General features: G+C 70.5%; 15 protein-coding genes. 4 read left to right on the forward strand and 11 right to left on the reverse strand.

The features are described from left to right. Positions 1-44 precede the first annotated feature (44 nt). Entirely contained in the window at positions 45-1,298 is a 1,254-nt protein-coding gene (locus tag ABZ454_RS07415) for an MFS transporter (protein WP_359536473.1), read from the reverse strand. Positions 1,299-1,401: 103 nt separating this feature from the next. Here ABZ454_RS07415 and ABZ454_RS07420 point away from each other — a divergent pair, with 103 nt between their 5' ends. Both ABZ454_RS07420 and ABZ454_RS07425 read left to right on the forward strand, forming a co-directional pair. Continuing rightward, complete coding sequence (locus ABZ454_RS07420; RefSeq protein WP_359536474.1) at positions 1,402-2,280, forward strand: winged helix-turn-helix transcriptional regulator; 879 nt, start codon at positions 1,402-1,404, stop codon at positions 2,278-2,280. 267 nt (positions 2,281-2,547) lie between these two features. Further along, a complete protein-coding gene (locus ABZ454_RS07425; protein ID WP_359536712.1) occupies positions 2,548-3,567 on the forward strand; it encodes a hypothetical protein in 1,020 nt (339 codons plus the stop codon). A 16-nt stretch (positions 3,568-3,583) separates the two neighbouring features. On the opposite strand, the gene ABZ454_RS07430 is transcribed toward ABZ454_RS07425, so the two are convergent. From ABZ454_RS07430 to ABZ454_RS07475, 10 genes are all read right to left on the reverse strand, one after another. Continuing rightward, positions 3,584-3,949 (reverse strand): VOC family protein, encoded by a 366-nt coding sequence (locus ABZ454_RS07430; RefSeq protein ID WP_359536475.1) that lies wholly within the window; start codon positions 3,947-3,949, stop codon positions 3,584-3,586. Between the two features lie 101 nt (positions 3,950-4,050). Then, positions 4,051-5,382, reverse strand: a complete 1,332-nt coding sequence (locus ABZ454_RS07435) for a DUF3616 domain-containing protein (RefSeq protein WP_359536714.1) — start codon at positions 5,380-5,382, stop codon at positions 4,051-4,053. Positions 5,383-5,587: 205 nt separating this feature from the next. Beyond that, a complete protein-coding gene (locus ABZ454_RS07440) occupies positions 5,588-5,926 on the reverse strand; it encodes a metal-sulfur cluster assembly factor (protein ID WP_145802444.1) in 339 nt (112 codons plus the stop codon). Next, on the reverse strand, positions 5,923-6,378 hold the full coding sequence (gene sufU / locus ABZ454_RS07445; protein ID WP_024492621.1) for a Fe-S cluster assembly sulfur transfer protein SufU: 456 nt from the start codon (positions 6,376-6,378) through the stop codon (positions 5,923-5,925). The genes ABZ454_RS07440 and sufU overlap by 4 nt, the downstream gene beginning before the upstream one ends. A 21-nt stretch (positions 6,379-6,399) precedes the next feature. Then, on the reverse strand, positions 6,400-7,656 hold the full coding sequence (locus tag ABZ454_RS07450; RefSeq protein ID WP_359536476.1) for a cysteine desulfurase: 1,257 nt from the start codon (positions 7,654-7,656) through the stop codon (positions 6,400-6,402). Continuing rightward, complete coding sequence (sufC, locus tag ABZ454_RS07455; RefSeq protein ID WP_356324385.1) at positions 7,653-8,417, reverse strand: Fe-S cluster assembly ATPase SufC; 765 nt, start codon at positions 8,415-8,417, stop codon at positions 7,653-7,655. Before sufC ends, ABZ454_RS07450 begins: the two co-directional genes overlap by 4 nt. A gap of 7 nt (positions 8,418-8,424) precedes the next feature. After that, the gene (locus ABZ454_RS07460) at positions 8,425-8,742 is read right to left on the reverse strand and encodes a bifunctional 3-phenylpropionate/cinnamic acid dioxygenase ferredoxin subunit (RefSeq protein WP_359536477.1); all 318 of its coding nucleotides are present in this window, start codon (positions 8,740-8,742) and stop codon (positions 8,425-8,427) included. Further along, the gene (gene sufD, locus ABZ454_RS07465) at positions 8,742-9,923 is read right to left on the reverse strand and encodes a Fe-S cluster assembly protein SufD (RefSeq protein WP_356324381.1); all 1,182 of its coding nucleotides are present in this window, start codon (positions 9,921-9,923) and stop codon (positions 8,742-8,744) included. The genes ABZ454_RS07460 and sufD overlap by 1 nt, the downstream gene beginning before the upstream one ends. Before the next feature lie 63 nt (positions 9,924-9,986). Further along, entirely contained in the window at positions 9,987-11,408 is a 1,422-nt protein-coding gene (sufB, locus tag ABZ454_RS07470) for a Fe-S cluster assembly protein SufB (protein ID WP_033303094.1), read from the reverse strand. Then, entirely contained in the window at positions 11,405-12,145 is a 741-nt protein-coding gene (locus ABZ454_RS07475; protein WP_359536478.1) for a metalloregulator ArsR/SmtB family transcription factor, read from the reverse strand. The genes sufB and ABZ454_RS07475 overlap by 4 nt, the downstream gene beginning before the upstream one ends. Before the next feature lie 136 nt (positions 12,146-12,281). Here ABZ454_RS07475 and ABZ454_RS07480 point away from each other — a divergent pair, with 136 nt between their 5' ends. Both ABZ454_RS07480 and ABZ454_RS07485 read left to right on the forward strand, forming a co-directional pair. Next, complete coding sequence (locus ABZ454_RS07480) at positions 12,282-13,229, forward strand: ABC transporter ATP-binding protein (RefSeq protein WP_359536479.1); 948 nt, start codon at positions 12,282-12,284, stop codon at positions 13,227-13,229. Then, a complete protein-coding gene (locus tag ABZ454_RS07485) occupies positions 13,226-13,993 on the forward strand; it encodes an ABC transporter permease (RefSeq protein WP_356324374.1) in 768 nt (255 codons plus the stop codon). The genes ABZ454_RS07480 and ABZ454_RS07485 overlap by 4 nt, the downstream gene beginning before the upstream one ends. Positions 13,994-14,060 lie beyond the last annotated feature (67 nt).

Here is a 14,060-nt window from a genome sequence, read left to right on the forward strand (position 1 = left end):
CCGTGCCCCCCGTACGGCGATCGTCGGACGGGACGGCCCGATGGTCAGGAGCGCTCCCCCTTCCTGTCGGCCAGGGCCCTCTTCAGCTCCGAACGGGGCAGGCCACCCCCTGTCGTCCGCAGCGGCCTTCCGGGTTCACGGAGCCCGCGGGCGGCCAGCACCGCGACGCCCGCGCCGCACGCCAGCACCGCGCAGGCCGGCCACAGGAGCGCGGGCGCGGCGGTGTAGAGCGCCCCGCCCAGCGGCGGGGCCAGGACCTGTCCGCTGATGGAGGCGCCCGCGTACAGGCTCTGGAAACGTCCCTGCGCGTGGGCGGGCGCCTGGTCGGCGACGTACGCCGTGGCCGTGGTCTTGTAGAGGATCTCGCCCAGGGTCAGCGAGCACATCATCGTGACGGCGAACAGCGCCCCGGCCCCGGCGATCAGCACCGCGTAGCCGGCCCCCACGAGCAGCAGCCCGGTGCCCACGATGCTGAGCGGCGCCCGGTCGCGCAGGGCGTGGACGGCGGGGAGTTCCAGGCAGAGGATCACTCCGCCGTTGACGGCGATCAGCCAGCCGTAGAACTGGGTGCCGAGGCCGTGGTCGGCGAGGAAGACGGGCAGGGTGGAGTACTGCTGGCGGTAGACGAGATCGACGCAGACGATGGCGGCGAGCAGGACCGGTACGGCGGGTCTGGCCCGCAGTTCGCTCCACAGTCCGGGCGAGCCGGGCCGGTGGGCGGGCCGGGAGTGCGCGGTACCGCGGGCCGGCAGGATCCGTGCCGCGTACCCGGCGAACAGCAGGGTGCCCAGCCCGTCGACGAGGAAGAGCCAGTCGTACGAGGAGCGGGCGGCGATCAGCGCCCCGAGCGGCGGTCCGACGGTGAAGCCGCCGTTGCCGGCGAAGCGGGTGAGGGCGAAGCTCTGGCGCCGGCTGCCCTCGGGGACGGAGACCGCGACGAGCGCGGCGTTCGCGGCGCGTACGACACCGCTCGCGTACTGGGCGAGCGGCAGGACGCCGTACAGCGCGGCGAGCGGCAGCAGCGGGAGGGTGACGAGCACCGCCCCGGCGACACAGGCGCCGGCCAGGAGCATCCGGCGGTGCCCGTACCGGTCGCCGAACCAGCCGCCGGTGAGGTTGCCGGCCAGGAGACCGGCCCCGCCGATGCCGGTGAGCACCCCGGCCTGGGCGACGGAGAGCCCGCGCGGGCCGGTGAGGTAGACGAAGAGGTAGACGAAGGTGAAGCTCACGACGCTGTTGATGAAGGCGCCGAACGCCAGCAGCCGAACCGTGCGCGGTACGCCCCGCAGCATCCCCATCCGAACGCCCCCAGTAAGTTCCCTCAGGGAACGGACTATGGCAGCATGATGCGCACGGGTCAATCCGGTGTAATGGGACGTCGACGCCGAACGGAGGAGGCCCATGGCCCAGCGGACCAGCCTGGCCGACGCCGACTGCGCGATCGCTCAGGCGCTCGACGTGGTCGGCGACTGGTGGACCCTGCTGATCGTGCGGGACGCGGCGCGCGGGGTGCACCGCTTCGACGCCCTCCAGGAGGAACTGGGCGTCTCGCGCAAGGTGCTGACCGAGCGGCTGCGGCTGCTGGTCGACGCCGGGGTGCTGTCCCGGGAGCCGTACCAGGAGCGGCCCGCCCGGTTCGAGTACCGGCTGACTCCGCGCGGCCGCGCTCTGCTGCCCGTGCTGATCGCGCTCCAGGACTGGGGCGACGCCTGGGTGACGGGAGACGGGCAGACCATGGCGACGACGAGCGAGTCCTCGCAGGAGGCCGCGCGGGTCCGCGCGCTGATCGGCACACGGGTTCCGGAGCTGAGCCTCCCGCAGCACACCGGCGGCGCGCGCGACCCCGTCGCCGCCACCCCGTACACCGTCGTCTACTTCTTCCCCGGCGCGTACGCCCGGCAGGACGCGTATCCGCCGGGCTGGGCCGGTATCCCCGGGGCCCGGGGCTGCACCCTCGAATCGTGCACCTACCGCGACCAGTTGGCCGAGTTCACGGCGGCGGGTGCGACGGTGCACGGCGTCTCCACCCAACGCCCGGACGAGCAGCGGGCGTTCGCGGTGGCCGAACGGCTGCGCTTCCCCCTGCTGTCCGACGCGGACCTGACGCTGGCCGCGGCCCTGCGGCTGCCGACCTTCCGCGCGGCGGGCGTCAGCCGGCTGAAGCGGCTGACCCTGGTGGTGGACCGCGACCGCACGATCCGCGAGGCGCTGTACCCGATCACGGACATCGAGGAGAGCGTCAGGGCCGCGCTGGAGTCGGTCCGGACGGCGGGCCGGTAGTACTGCGTCACTCGGCCGAGCCGGTCAGCGAAACCTCCGGCCCGGCCAGGGCGCCGGCGGTCCGTATGACATCGGCGTGGGAGGGCCCGGTCCGGGAGGGCGGTGGGGGCGCTACCGTGGTCCGTCCAGTACATGCCAGTTCATGATCGACTGACCGACGGAGCAGCAGTGGCGCACGACGCAGGGTGGGGTGACGGTGCGTACGGGGGTGCGCCGTACGGAGGGCCTCCGGGACAGCCGGGCTGGGCCGGCTGGGGCGGTGGCTGGATGCCGCCGAAGCCCGGGGTGATACCCCTGGGTCCCCTGCGGCTGGGGGACGTCCTGAGCGGTGCGTTCGCCACCGTGGGCCGTTACGGCAAGCAGTTGTTCGGCGTCGGCGCCGCCGCGTACGGCGGGGCGCTGGCCGTGGTGCTGGCGGCCGCCGCGATCGCGTACTCGGCGGTCGCGGACCACCTGGACCGGATCCTGGCGCTCGGCGCCGACGACAGTCCCCGCACGGAGGACTGGGTACCGCTGGTCATCGCCTTCGGCTCGGTCGCGGTGGTGGGTCTGATCGCCGTCGTGATCTCCACGGCCCTGATGTACACGGCCGTGCCGGCCGTCCTCCAGGAGGCGGTCCTGGGCCGCCCGGCCACGTTCCCTGCCGTCTGGCGGCGGGCCTGGAACCGGATGCCCGCCGTGATCGGGACGGTCGTGCTGACCTGGCTGATCGCGATGGTCCCGCTCCTGCTCGCGTGGGTCGGCCTCCTCGCCGTCGTGATCGCCATGGTGAGCACGGACAGCGGGGGCGCACAGATCGCGGTGCTCCTGATCGGCGTCCTGGGCACCCTGGCGACGGCACCGCTGGCGACCTGGCTCTGGGTGAAGTTCAGCCTGGCCCCCTCCGCCGTCGTCTTCGAGAACCAGGGCCCGATCGCGGCGATGCGACGCTCGTCCCGGCTGGTGCGCGGGAGCTGGTGGCGGACCTTCGGGATCACTCTCCTGGCCGGTGCCATGGCGGCGGTCGCGAGCTATCTGATCCAGATACCGTTCTCCCTCCTCGGTATGTTCTCCGGGGTGCTCGGCTCCACGGCCCTGGGCGACGACCCGAACCCGGCCTCGGTCATCGTCGCCATGAGTGGCTATGTGCTGTCGCTGCTGCTCGGGCAGCTGGTCAGCCAGCTGGTCGTGGCCACCTTCCCGCCGCTGGTGGCGGGGCTGCTGTACGTCGACCGCCGGATCCGCACCGAGAACCTGGGCCCCGTCCTGGCCGAGGCCGCCGCGGTGCCCCCGCAGTACATGGCGTAGGCCGCGTCGGGGGCGCTCAGTCGATGAGCGAGTTCTTCGGGGACAGCACACAGAACTCGTTGCCCTCGGGGTCCTCCAGCACCACCCAGGTGGCGTCCGCATGCTGGCCGACGTCGGCGCGCCGGGCCCCGAGCCCGATGATGCGCTCGACCTCGGCGTCCTGGTCGTCGGGGGCGAGGTCGATGTGGAGCCGGTTCTTGGTCTTCTTCGCCTCGGGCACGGGCACGAAGGTGATGCCCGGCAGCGCGTTCTTGCCGGCGCCGATCACGATCTCGTCCTCGGTCTCGAAGAGCACCTCCCAGTCGAGCACTCCGCACCAGAACCGGGCGAGGACCGGAAGGTCGTGGGCGTCGACGACGATGCTGTAAAAGGAAACGGCCATGCTCACCAGTCTGCCTGGCGGGCGTGGCCGTTCCCGTGCGAACCGCCGCACGTCCGGGTCGGTGGCGGGCTCTGTGGACGTCACGCCCGCCGCGCCGGCGCTCAGCCGGTGACGGTGAACCAGGTCGCGCGGGACTTCTTCCACTCGTCGTGGTCGAGGTCCTTGGCCTCCGTGCCGTCGCCGTACAGGTCGGCCGATCCCGCGTCCGTGATCAGCTGGGCGCGTGCGCCGGGTACGGACAGGTCGGGGACGTCGACGACGGCCTCCCAGCCGCCCGGGTCCGCGGTCGGCAGGTCGAGCCGCTTCTGCGGGGCGTGTCCCGCGACCCCGTCCCAGGAGTAGAGGGCGTACGGGTCGGAGTTGTCGTCGGCCGCCCAGGAACCGGCCACGATCAGATACTGGTCGGCGGAGTTCTTCCGGATGTCACGGATGCTGAGGCCGCCGAGGTCCAGTTCGACGGGGGTGCCGATGACCGCCTTCGCTCCGGAGCCGGCCACCTGGTCGAAGTTGGTGACGGGCACGAGCAGCGCCTTGCCGCCCGCCTTCGGCGGGACGAGCGGTGCGCGGAAGCCGAGGTAGGCGGTCGTCGTCGAACCCGGTGCGAACTCCAGGCCCTCGATGTTGAACCCGTCGGCCTGCTTGGGGGCTTCGCCGTCCGCCGTCCCCGCGGCGAAGCCGTAGCGGTTGCCGTGGGCCTCGTCCCAGGCGACGAGGTCGTCCCGGAGCCTCTTGTAGGAGCCGCCGACGGTCAGCTGGGTGGCGGCGCCGAAACCGCTCACCGTGGTCGTGAAGACGGTGTTGCGGTCGGCCTTGTACTCGCCGTCCTTGTTGTTGCCGAGCGAGCCGGTCCAGTAGACGGTGTTGCCGACCCGGGCCGCGCCCTCGATGTCGATCTCCTTGGAGACGCCGAGCTCCGAGGCCACGTCCCACGTCCGCACGGGAGCACCGGAGGAGGAAGGGTTGTAGAGGCGCAGGGTGTTGGACTCGTCGTCGGCGACCACCACGTAGCCGTCCCCGACGCCGACGGCGGCCGAGGCGTCGGAGGAGCCGGTGAGGTAGCGGGTGTCGGAGGCGTTCCCCACGGCGGCGGAGGCCGCGAAGTGCAGCGTCCTGGTGGCGGTCTTCCCGCCGAGACCGGTGACCTTGACGGTGAGGTCGGCGTAGCCCCGGGCGCGCGCGGTGACGCGGAGCTGCCGGGTGGCGCCGGTGCCGGTCACGGTGACGTCCCCGGTGGCGGCGACGGACGTCCTGGAGCTGGCGGACGCGGCCACGCCCAGCGCGGTGGCGTCGGCGCCGCTCTGCGCGACGGTGACCGTCACCGTGGGGTCGGCGGTGGCGCCGACAGCGCCGGAGAGATAGCCGGAGGACAGCGTGATCGTCGGCGTTCCGTAGCTCGCGGCGTGCGCGGGCGCGCCGGGACCCAGGGCGGCCAGCGCGAGCGCGCCTGTCGCGACGGCGACGGTCCGGCGGTGGCGGAGGACAGGGGGATGCGGCACGGCGTACCTCTCGTCGGCGTGGTGTCGAGGAGAAGGCTCCGGGTCCCGTGCCAACGGGCGGCGCACGCCGGAAGTCCACCGGACGAACAACGCCGAACGGCCCCCGGTTCGCCGGGGGCCGTTCACACGTGTACGGGAGTTCTCAGACGTTGAAGCCCAGCGCGCGCAGCTGCTCGCGACCGTCGTCCGTGATCTTGTCCGGGCCCCACGGCGGCATCCAGACCCAGTTGATCCGAAGCTCGCTGACGATGCCGTCGGTGGCGGACTTCGCCTGGTCCTCGATGACATCGGTCAGCGGGCAGGCCGCGGACGTCAGGGTCATGTCGAGGGTCGCGATGTTGGCGTCGTCGATGTGGATGCCGTAGATCAGCCCCAGATTGACGACGTCGATGCCCAGCTCGGGGTCGACGACGTCGTACAGCGCCTCGCGGACCTCCTCCTCGGAGGCCGGCTTGGTGGTGAGGGTCTCGTTTTCGCTCATGCCGTCTTCCCTTCGGACAGCGCCTTCGCCGTCGCGTCCTTCCACGCCATCCAGCTCAGCAGCGCGCACTTGACCCGGGCCGGGTACTTGGAGACACCGGCGAACGCGACCGCGTCCTCCAGCACCTCCTCCATCGCGTCGTCCGGCTCCAGCTGTCCCTTGGACTGCATCAGCTCCAGGAACGCGGCCTGGATCTTCTGGGCCTCGCCCAGCTCCTTGCCGACCAGCAGTTCGTTCAGCACGGAGGCGCTGGCCTGGCTGATGGAGCAGCCCTGACCTTCGTAGCTCACATCGGCGATCGTCTCACCGTCGTACCGCACCCGCAGGGTGATCTCGTCGCCGCACGTCGGATTGACGTGGTGCACCTCGGCGTCGCCGTCCCGCAGGCCGCGCCCGTGGGGGTGCTTGTAGTGGTCCAGGATCACTTCCTGGTACATGGAGTCAAGCTTCACCAGTCAACCCTCAGCCGCTGTCTAACCGAAAAAGTTCCGGACGTGTTCCAGACCGTCCACCAGGGCGTCGACCTCGGCGGGCGTGGAGTACAGATAGAACGACGCTCGCGTCGTCGCAGGAATTCCGTACCGCAGGCACACCGGTCGTGCGCAGTGGTGTCCGACCCGGACCGCGATGCCCTGCTCGTCGAGCACCTGGCCCACGTCGTGCGGGTGGATGTCACCGAGCGTGAAGGAGATCGTGGCGCCGCGGTCCTCCGCGGTGGCCGGACCGATGATCCTGAGGTCCGGGACCTCCAGCAGACGCTTCACCGCGTAGGCGGTGATGGCCTGCTCATGGCGGTGGATGTTCTCCATGCCGATCGCCGAGAGGTAGTCCACGGCCGCGCCGAGGCCGACGGCCTGGGCGATCGGGGGCGTACCGGCCTCGAACTTGTGCGGCGCGGGGGCGTACGTCGACGAGTGCATCGACACGGTCTCGATCATCTCGCCGCCGCCGAGGAACGGCGGCAGGTCCTCCAGGAGTTCCTGCCGTCCCCAGAGCACGCCGATGCCGGTCGGCCCGACCATCTTGTGACCGGTGAAGGCCACGAAGTCGGCCTGCAGCGCCTGGACGTCGAGCACCATGTGCGGGGCGGCCTGCGAGGCGTCGATGCAGACGAGCGCGCCGACTTCCTGGGCACGCCGGACGATCTGCTCGACCGGGTTGTGGGTGCCCATGATGTTGGAGACCAGCGTGAAGGAGACGATCTTCGTCTTCTCGGTGATGATCTCGTCGATGTTCGACAGGTCGAGGCGGCCGTCGTCGGTGATCCCGAACCACTTCAGCTTCGCGCCCGTGCGCTGCGAGAGCAGCTGCCAGGGCACGATGTTGGAGTGGTGCTCCATCTCCGTGGTGACGATCTCGGTCTCGTGGTCGACCCGGTAGGGCTCGTCGGCCCAGCCGAGCATGTTGGCCACGAGGTTCAGCGACTCCGAGGCGTTCTTGGTGAAGATCACCTCGTTGCGGCTGGGCGCGTTGATGAACGCGGCGACCTTGTCACGAGCGCCCTCGTACAGCGCCGTGGCCTCCTCCGCGATCGTGTACACGCCGCGGTGCACATTGGCGTTGTGCCGCTCGTAGTACTCGTTGAGGGCATCGAGCACCTGGCGCGGCTTCTGCGAGGTCGCGGCGCTGTCCAGGTAAACGATCTTCTTCCCGTCGTGGACCGTACGATCCAGCAGGGGGAAGTCCTTGCGGATCGCCTCGGTGTCGAGGAGGCCCGGCAGCTGTGTCACGCGGAAGCGCCACCCTTCACATATGCCTCGTAGCCCTCGTTCTCCAGCTTGTCGGCGAGCTCGGCGCCGCCGGACTCGGCGATCCGGCCGTTGGCGAACACGTGCACGAAGTCGGGCTTGATGTAGCGGAGGATCCGGGTGTAGTGCGTGATCAGCAGGGTGCCGACCTCGCCGGTCTCACGGACCCGGTTGACGCCCTCGGAGACGATGCGCAGGGCGTCGACGTCGAGGCCGGAGTCGGTCTCGTCGAGGATCGCGACCTTCGGCTTGAGGAGCTCGAGCTGGAGGATCTCGTGGCGCTTCTTCTCGCCGCCGGAGAAGCCCTCGTTGACGTTGCGCTCGGCGAAGGACGGGTCCATCTGGAGGCCGGACATCGTCTCCTTGACCTCCTTCACCCAGGTACGCAGCTTGGGCGCCTCGCCGCGGACGGCGGTGGCGGAGGTGCGCAGGAAGTTGGAGACCGAGACACCGGGGATCTCGACCGGGTACTGCATGGCGAGGAACAGGCCGGCACGGGCGCGCTCGTCGACGGTCATGTCCAGGACGTTCTCGCCGTCCAGGGTCACCGTGCCGCTGGTGACCGTGTACTTGGGGTGGCCTGCGAGGGAGTACGCCAGGGTGGACTTGCCGGACCCGTTGGGGCCCATGATGGCGTGGGTCTCGCCCTGCTTCACGGTCAGGTCGACGCCCTTGAGGATCTCCTTCGTGGCGTTGTCGGCCTCGACGGTGACGTGCAGGTCGCGGATTTCAAGCGTTGCCATGGGTGACTCAGGACTCCTGGGTGACGGAGACGAGCACATCGTCCCCTTCGATCTTGACGGGGTATACGGGGACGGGGCGCGTCGCGGGGAGGCCGGACGGCTTGCCGGTGCGCAGGTCGAAGCTCGATCCGTGCAGCCAGCACTCGATCATGCAGTTTTCGACCTCGCCCTCGGACAGCGAGACGTTCGCGTGCGAGCAGATGTCGTTGATCGCGAACACCTCGCCCTCGGTGTGGACGACGGACACCGGGACGCCGTCGAGCTCCACCCGCTTCGGGGTGTCCTCCTCCAGCTCGCTCAGCGCGCACGCCTTGACGAAGGCCATCAGACCGACGCCTTCAGCTCGGTCTCGATCTTGTCGAGGAGACGGGCTTCGACGTCCGGCAGGCCGATCTGCTGGACCAGCTCGGCGAAGAAGCCGCGCACGACGAGGCGGCGGGCCTCCTCGGCGGGGATGCCGCGGGACTGGAGGTAGAACAGCTGCTCGTCGTCGAAGCGGCCGGTCGCCGAGGCGTGGCCGGCGCCGACGATCTCGCCGGTCTCGATCTCCAGGTTCGGCACCGAGTCGACCCGCGCGCCGTCCGTGAGGACGAGGTTGCGGTTCATCTCGTAGGTGTCGGTGCCCTCGGCACGGGCCTGGATGAGGACGTCGCCGATCCACACGGCGTGGGCGCCGTCGCCCTGCAGCGCGCCCTTGTAGGCCACGTTGGACTTGCAGTGCGGGGCGTTGTGGTCGACCAGGAGGCGGTGCTCCTGGTGCTGGCCCTTGTCGGTGAAGTACAGACCGAAGAGCTCCGCCTCGCCGCCCGTGCCCGCGTAGGCGATCCGCGGGTGGAGCCGGACGACGTCGCCGCCGAAGGTGACGACGATGGACTTGAACGAGGCGTCGCGGCCGACCAGCGCGTTGTGCTGGCCGACGTGGACGGCCCGCTCGTCCCAGTCCTGGACGGAGACGACGGTCAGCTTCGCACCGTCGCCCAGGACGTAGTCGACGTTGGCGGCGAGCACCGCGTCACCGGTGTGGTCGATGACGACGACGGCCTCGGCGAAGGCGCCCAGCTCGACGACCTGGTGGCCGTAGGCGACGCCGCCCTCGCCGTGCACGGCGATCCGGATCGGCTCGGTGAGGACGGCTTCCTTCGCGACGGTGACGACGGAGGCCTGCTCGAAGGACGAGTACGCCTGCGCGGCGACCCGGTCCACCGGCATGCCGGCCTTGCCGAGGCGGGCGTCGTCGCGGCCGACGGTCTCGACCGTGACGCCCGCGGGAGCCTCGATCGCGACCTTCACGCCGCCGCCGTCGGCGACGGCCGTACCGTCGTGCAGCCCGCGCAGCCGCTCCAGCGGCGTGAACCGCCACTCCTCCTCGCGGCCGTGCGGGACGGGGAAGTCCGCGACGTCGAAGGACGGGGGCGCGCTCATGCGCGTGGCGACGGTCGACTCGGCGGCCACCGCGATGGACCCGGCGGTCGTGGAGCCCGCAGGGATGTTCTGAGCCTCAGCCATGGCTGTCGTAGTGCTCGCTTTCTCGGTCGGACAGATGTCAGGGGGGGTGCGGTCGCCGGCGTACTAGCCGACCGAACCCTCCATCTGGAGCTCGATCAGCCGGTTCAGCTCGAGGGCGTACTCCATCGGGAGCTCCTTCGCGATCGGCTCGACGAAGCCGCGCACGATCATCGCCATCGCCTCGAACTCGGTCATGCCGCGGCTCATCAGGTAGAAGAGCTGGTCCTCGGAGACCTTGGAGACGGTCGCCTCGTGACCCATCGACACGTCGTCCTCGCGGACGTCGACGTACGGGTAGGTGTCGGAGCGCGAGATGGTGTCGACCAGCAGCGCGTCACAGAGCACGTTGGACTTCGCGCCCGGTGCGCCCTCGCCGATCTCGATCAGACCGCGGTAGGAGGTGCGGCCGCCGCCTCGCGCCACCGACTTGGAGACGATGTTGGAGGAGGTGTTCGGGGCCATGTGGACCATCTTGGCGCCGGCGTCCTGGTGCTGGCCCTCGCCCGCGAAGGCGATGGACAGGGTCTCGCCCTTGGCGTGCTCGCCCATCAGGTAGACGGCCGGGTACTTCATGGTGACCTTGGAGCCGATGTTGCCGTCGACCCACTCCATGGTCGCGCCCTCGTAGGCGACGGCGCGCTTGGTCACCAGGTTGTAGACGTTGTTCGACCAGTTCTGGATCGTCGTGTAGCGGCAGCGGCCGCCCTTCTTCACGATGATCTCGACGACCGCGGAGTGCAGGGAGTCCGAGGAGTAGATCGGCGCGGTGCAGCCCTCGACGTAGTGGACGTAGGCGTCCTCGTCGACGATGATCAGCGTCCGCTCGAACTGGCCCATGTTCTCCGTGTTGATACGGAAGTAGGCCTGGAGCGGGATCTCCACGTGCACGCCCTTCGGCACGTAGATGAAGGAGCCGCCGGACCACACGGCCGAGTTCAGCGAGGCGAACTTGTTGTCACCGACGGGGATGACGGTGCCGAAGTACTCCTTGAAGAGCTCCGGGTGCTCCTTCAGCGCGGTGTCGGTGTCCATGAAGATGACACCCTGCGCCTCCAGCTCCTCGTTGATCTGGTGGTAGACGACCTCGGACTCGTACTGCGCGGCGACACCGGCGACCAGGCGCTGCTTCTCCGCCTCCGGGATGCCGAGCTTGTCGTACGTGTTCTTGATGTCCTCGGGCAGGTCCTCCCAGGACTCCGCCTGCTTCTCCGTCGAACGGACGAAGTACTTGATGTTGTCGAAGTCGATGCCCGACAGGTCCGAGCCCCAGTTCGGCATGGGCTTCTTGCCGAAGAGCTTGAGGCCCTTGAGCCGCAGCTTCAGCATCCACTCGGGCTCGTTCTTCTTCTCCGAGATGTCGCGGACGACCGCCTCGGAGAGGCCGCGCTTGGCCGCTGCGCCTGCCGCGTCGGAGTCGGCCCAGCCGAATTCGTACGTGCCCAGACCCTCGAGCTCAGGGTGGGCAGTCTCCGTAGGGAGCGTCATGCGGGGTTCCTCCCGGCCGTGCTTGCAGATGCTGAATCGGTGGTCTGTGGGGTGGGGTGGCCGCTGCGCGGAATGTACGTCGTGCACACCCCGTCGCCGTGGGCGATGGTGGCCAGACGCTGCACATGGGTCCCCAGGAGGCTGGAGAAGATCTCCGTCTCCGCCTCGCACAGCTGCGGGTACTGCCCGGCTACATGGGCGACCGGACAGTGGTGCTGACACAGCTGCTCACCCTGCTGCGGGCCCGGCGCGCTGCGCGCCGTAGCAGCGTACCCGTCGGCGGACAAGGCCTTGGCCAACGCCTCCGTGCGGGCTTCGGGCTCCGCGGCCTCGACGGCCGCGCGGTAGGCCGCCGACTGGCCGGCGACCCGGGCCCGGGCGAAGGCCATGACCGCTTCGTCGCCCGAGGTCTCGGCGATCCAGCGCAGGGCGTCCGCGGCGAGCTTGTCGTACGACTGGTCGAAGGCGTCCCGGCCGCAGTCGGTCAGGGCGAACACCTTGGCCGGGCGGCCACGGGTCCGCGCCCCGTACACCCGCTGTTCGCGGGCCTCGACCACGTCGTCGGTGACGAGGGCGTCGAGGTGGCGGCGGACAGCGGCCTGGGTGAGCCCCAGGCGCTTCGCCAGGTCGGCGACGGTGGACGGGCCGTGGTCCAGGATGGAGCGCGCGACCCGGTTGCGCGTCGAGCGCTCACCGGTCGCGAGTTCCTCCTGCGGAGCCGCGCCCTCGTATTTCACAACGCCATTGTTGCGTAATTCCCTCGGCCCTGACAACCACGGTCCGGAACGATCACGGGTGGAATCCATCACTTAGGGTCACCTAATCAAGCCCCCGGGCCGGGCCCGCACGGGCGGCTGCCTAGACTTACCGCCCATGAAGAGCGAGTCCGCCGCACCCCCCTCCGGCCCGGCCGTCCAGGTCCGCGGCCTGGTGAAGCGGTACGGCAGCAAAGCCGCGGTGGACGGCCTCGACCTGGACGTCCGGGCCGGCGCGGTCACCGCGGTCCTCGGCCCGAACGGCGCCGGCAAGACCACCACGATCGAGACCTGCGAGGGATACCGCCGTCCTGATGACGGGACGGTCCGGGTCCTCGGCCTGGACCCGGTCGCCGACGCGGCGCGCCTGCGTCCGCGGATCGGCGTCATGCTCCAGTCCGGCGGCGTCTACTCCGGCGCGCGCGCCGACGAGATGCTGCGCCACATGGCGAAACTGCACGCCCACCCCCTGGACGTGGACGCCCTCATCGAGCGCCTGGGCCTGGGCGGCTGCGGCCGCACCACCTACCGCCGGCTCTCCGGCGGGCAGCAGCAACGGCTCGCCCTGGCGATGGCCGTCGTGGGCCGCCCGGAGCTGGTCTTCCTGGACGAGCCGACCGCGGGCCTCGACCCGCAGGCCCGCCGCTCCACCTGGGACCTCGTACGGGAGCTGCGCGCCGACGGCGTGTCCGTCGTGCTCACCACGCACTTCATGGACGAGGCCGAGGAGCTCGCCGACGACGTCGCCATCATCGACGCCGGCCGGCTCCTGGCCCAGGGCAGCCCCGAGACCCTCTGCCGCGGCGGCGCCGAGAACACGCTGCGCTTCACCGGCCGCCCCGGTCTCGACCTCGCCTCCCTGCTGAAGGCGCTGCCCGACGGCACCGAGGCGGCCGAGCTCGCCACCGGCGCGTACCGCATCACCGGTGGCGTCGACCCGCAGCTGCTGGCCACCGTCACCTCCTGGTGCGCGCAGCACGGCGTGATGCCCTCCGGCATCTCCGTCGAGCGTCACACCCTGGAGGACGTCTTCCTCGAACTGACCGGCAAGGAGCTGCGCGCATGAGCGCCGGTACGTACGCCCCCCGGCCGGGCGCCGCCCCGCTGCCCCGGATGATCGCCGCGCAGACCGCGCTGGAGACCCGGATGCTGCTGCGCAACGGCGAGCAGCTGCTGCTGACGGTGATCATCCCGACGCTGCTGCTCGTGCTGTTCAGCGCGGTCGACATCGTGGACACCGGCTCGGGCGAGCCGGTCGACTTCCTGACCCCCGGCATCCTCGCCCTCGCCGTGATGTCCACGGCCTTCACGGGCCAGGCCATCGCCACCGGCTTCGAGCGGCGTTACGGCGTGCTCAAGCGGCTCGCCGCCTCGCCGCTCCCCCGGTGGGCGCTGATGACCGCCAAGACACTCGCGGTGCTGGTCACCGAGGTGCTCCAGGTCGTGCTGCTGACGGTGATCGCGTTCGCGCTGGGCTGGTCGCCGCAGGGCAACCCGTTCGCCGTGCTGCTGCTCCTGGTCCTGGGCACCGCCGCGTTCTCCGGGCTCGGCCTGCTGATGGCCGGGACGCTGAAGGCGGAGGCGACGCTGGCCGCCGCCAATCTGGTCTTCCTGCTGCTGCTGGTGGGCGGCGGGGTCATCGTGCCGCTGGACAAGTTCCCGGACGCGGCGCAGTCGGTGCTGGGCCTGCTGCCGATCGCCGCCCTCTCGGACGGCCTCAGGGACGTGCTGCAGCACGGTGCCGCGATGCCGTGGGGCGACCTGGGGATCCTCGCGGTGTGGACGGTGCTGGGGCTGGCCGCGGCGGCGAGGTTCTTCCGCTGGGAGTAAGTCCGCGAACGCGGTCCGTCGCCGTTTCGCGCAACTCGTCCCCCTCGTGAAAGCTTGCACAAGCGGC

Source organism: Streptomyces sp. NPDC005803, from assembly GCF_040630435.1.
In the GTDB taxonomy this organism is placed as follows: domain Bacteria; phylum Actinomycetota; class Actinomycetes; order Streptomycetales; family Streptomycetaceae; genus Streptomyces.

Bases quoted from the DNA above. Each gene is read 5' to 3' on its own strand.
- ABZ454_RS07480 (WP_359536479.1), top strand. From the start codon at position 12,282: ATGAAGAGCGAGTCCGCCGCACCCCCCTCCGGCCCGGCCGTCCAGGTC.
- sufD (WP_356324381.1), bottom strand. From the start codon at position 9,923: ATGGCTGAGGCTCAGAACATCCCTGCGGGCTCCACGACCGCCGGGTCC.
- ABZ454_RS07415 (WP_359536473.1), bottom strand. From the start codon at position 1,298: ATGGGGATGCTGCGGGGCGTACCGCGCACGGTTCGGCTGCTGGCGTTC.
- ABZ454_RS07460 (WP_359536477.1), bottom strand. From the start codon at position 8,742: ATGGCCTTCGTCAAGGCGTGCGCGCTGAGCGAGCTGGAGGAGGACACC.
- ABZ454_RS07425 (WP_359536712.1), top strand. From the start codon at position 2,548: ATGCCGCCGAAGCCCGGGGTGATACCCCTGGGTCCCCTGCGGCTGGGG.
- ABZ454_RS07420 (WP_359536474.1), top strand. From the start codon at position 1,402: ATGGCCCAGCGGACCAGCCTGGCCGACGCCGACTGCGCGATCGCTCAG.
- ABZ454_RS07440 (WP_145802444.1), bottom strand. From the start codon at position 5,926: ATGAGCGAAAACGAGACCCTCACCACCAAGCCGGCCTCCGAGGAGGAG.
- ABZ454_RS07430 (WP_359536475.1), bottom strand. From the start codon at position 3,949: ATGGCCGTTTCCTTTTACAGCATCGTCGTCGACGCCCACGACCTTCCG.
- sufB (WP_033303094.1), bottom strand. From the start codon at position 11,408: ATGACGCTCCCTACGGAGACTGCCCACCCTGAGCTCGAGGGTCTGGGC.
- ABZ454_RS07485 (WP_356324374.1), top strand. From the start codon at position 13,226: ATGAGCGCCGGTACGTACGCCCCCCGGCCGGGCGCCGCCCCGCTGCCC.
- sufC (WP_356324385.1), bottom strand. From the start codon at position 8,417: ATGGCAACGCTTGAAATCCGCGACCTGCACGTCACCGTCGAGGCCGAC.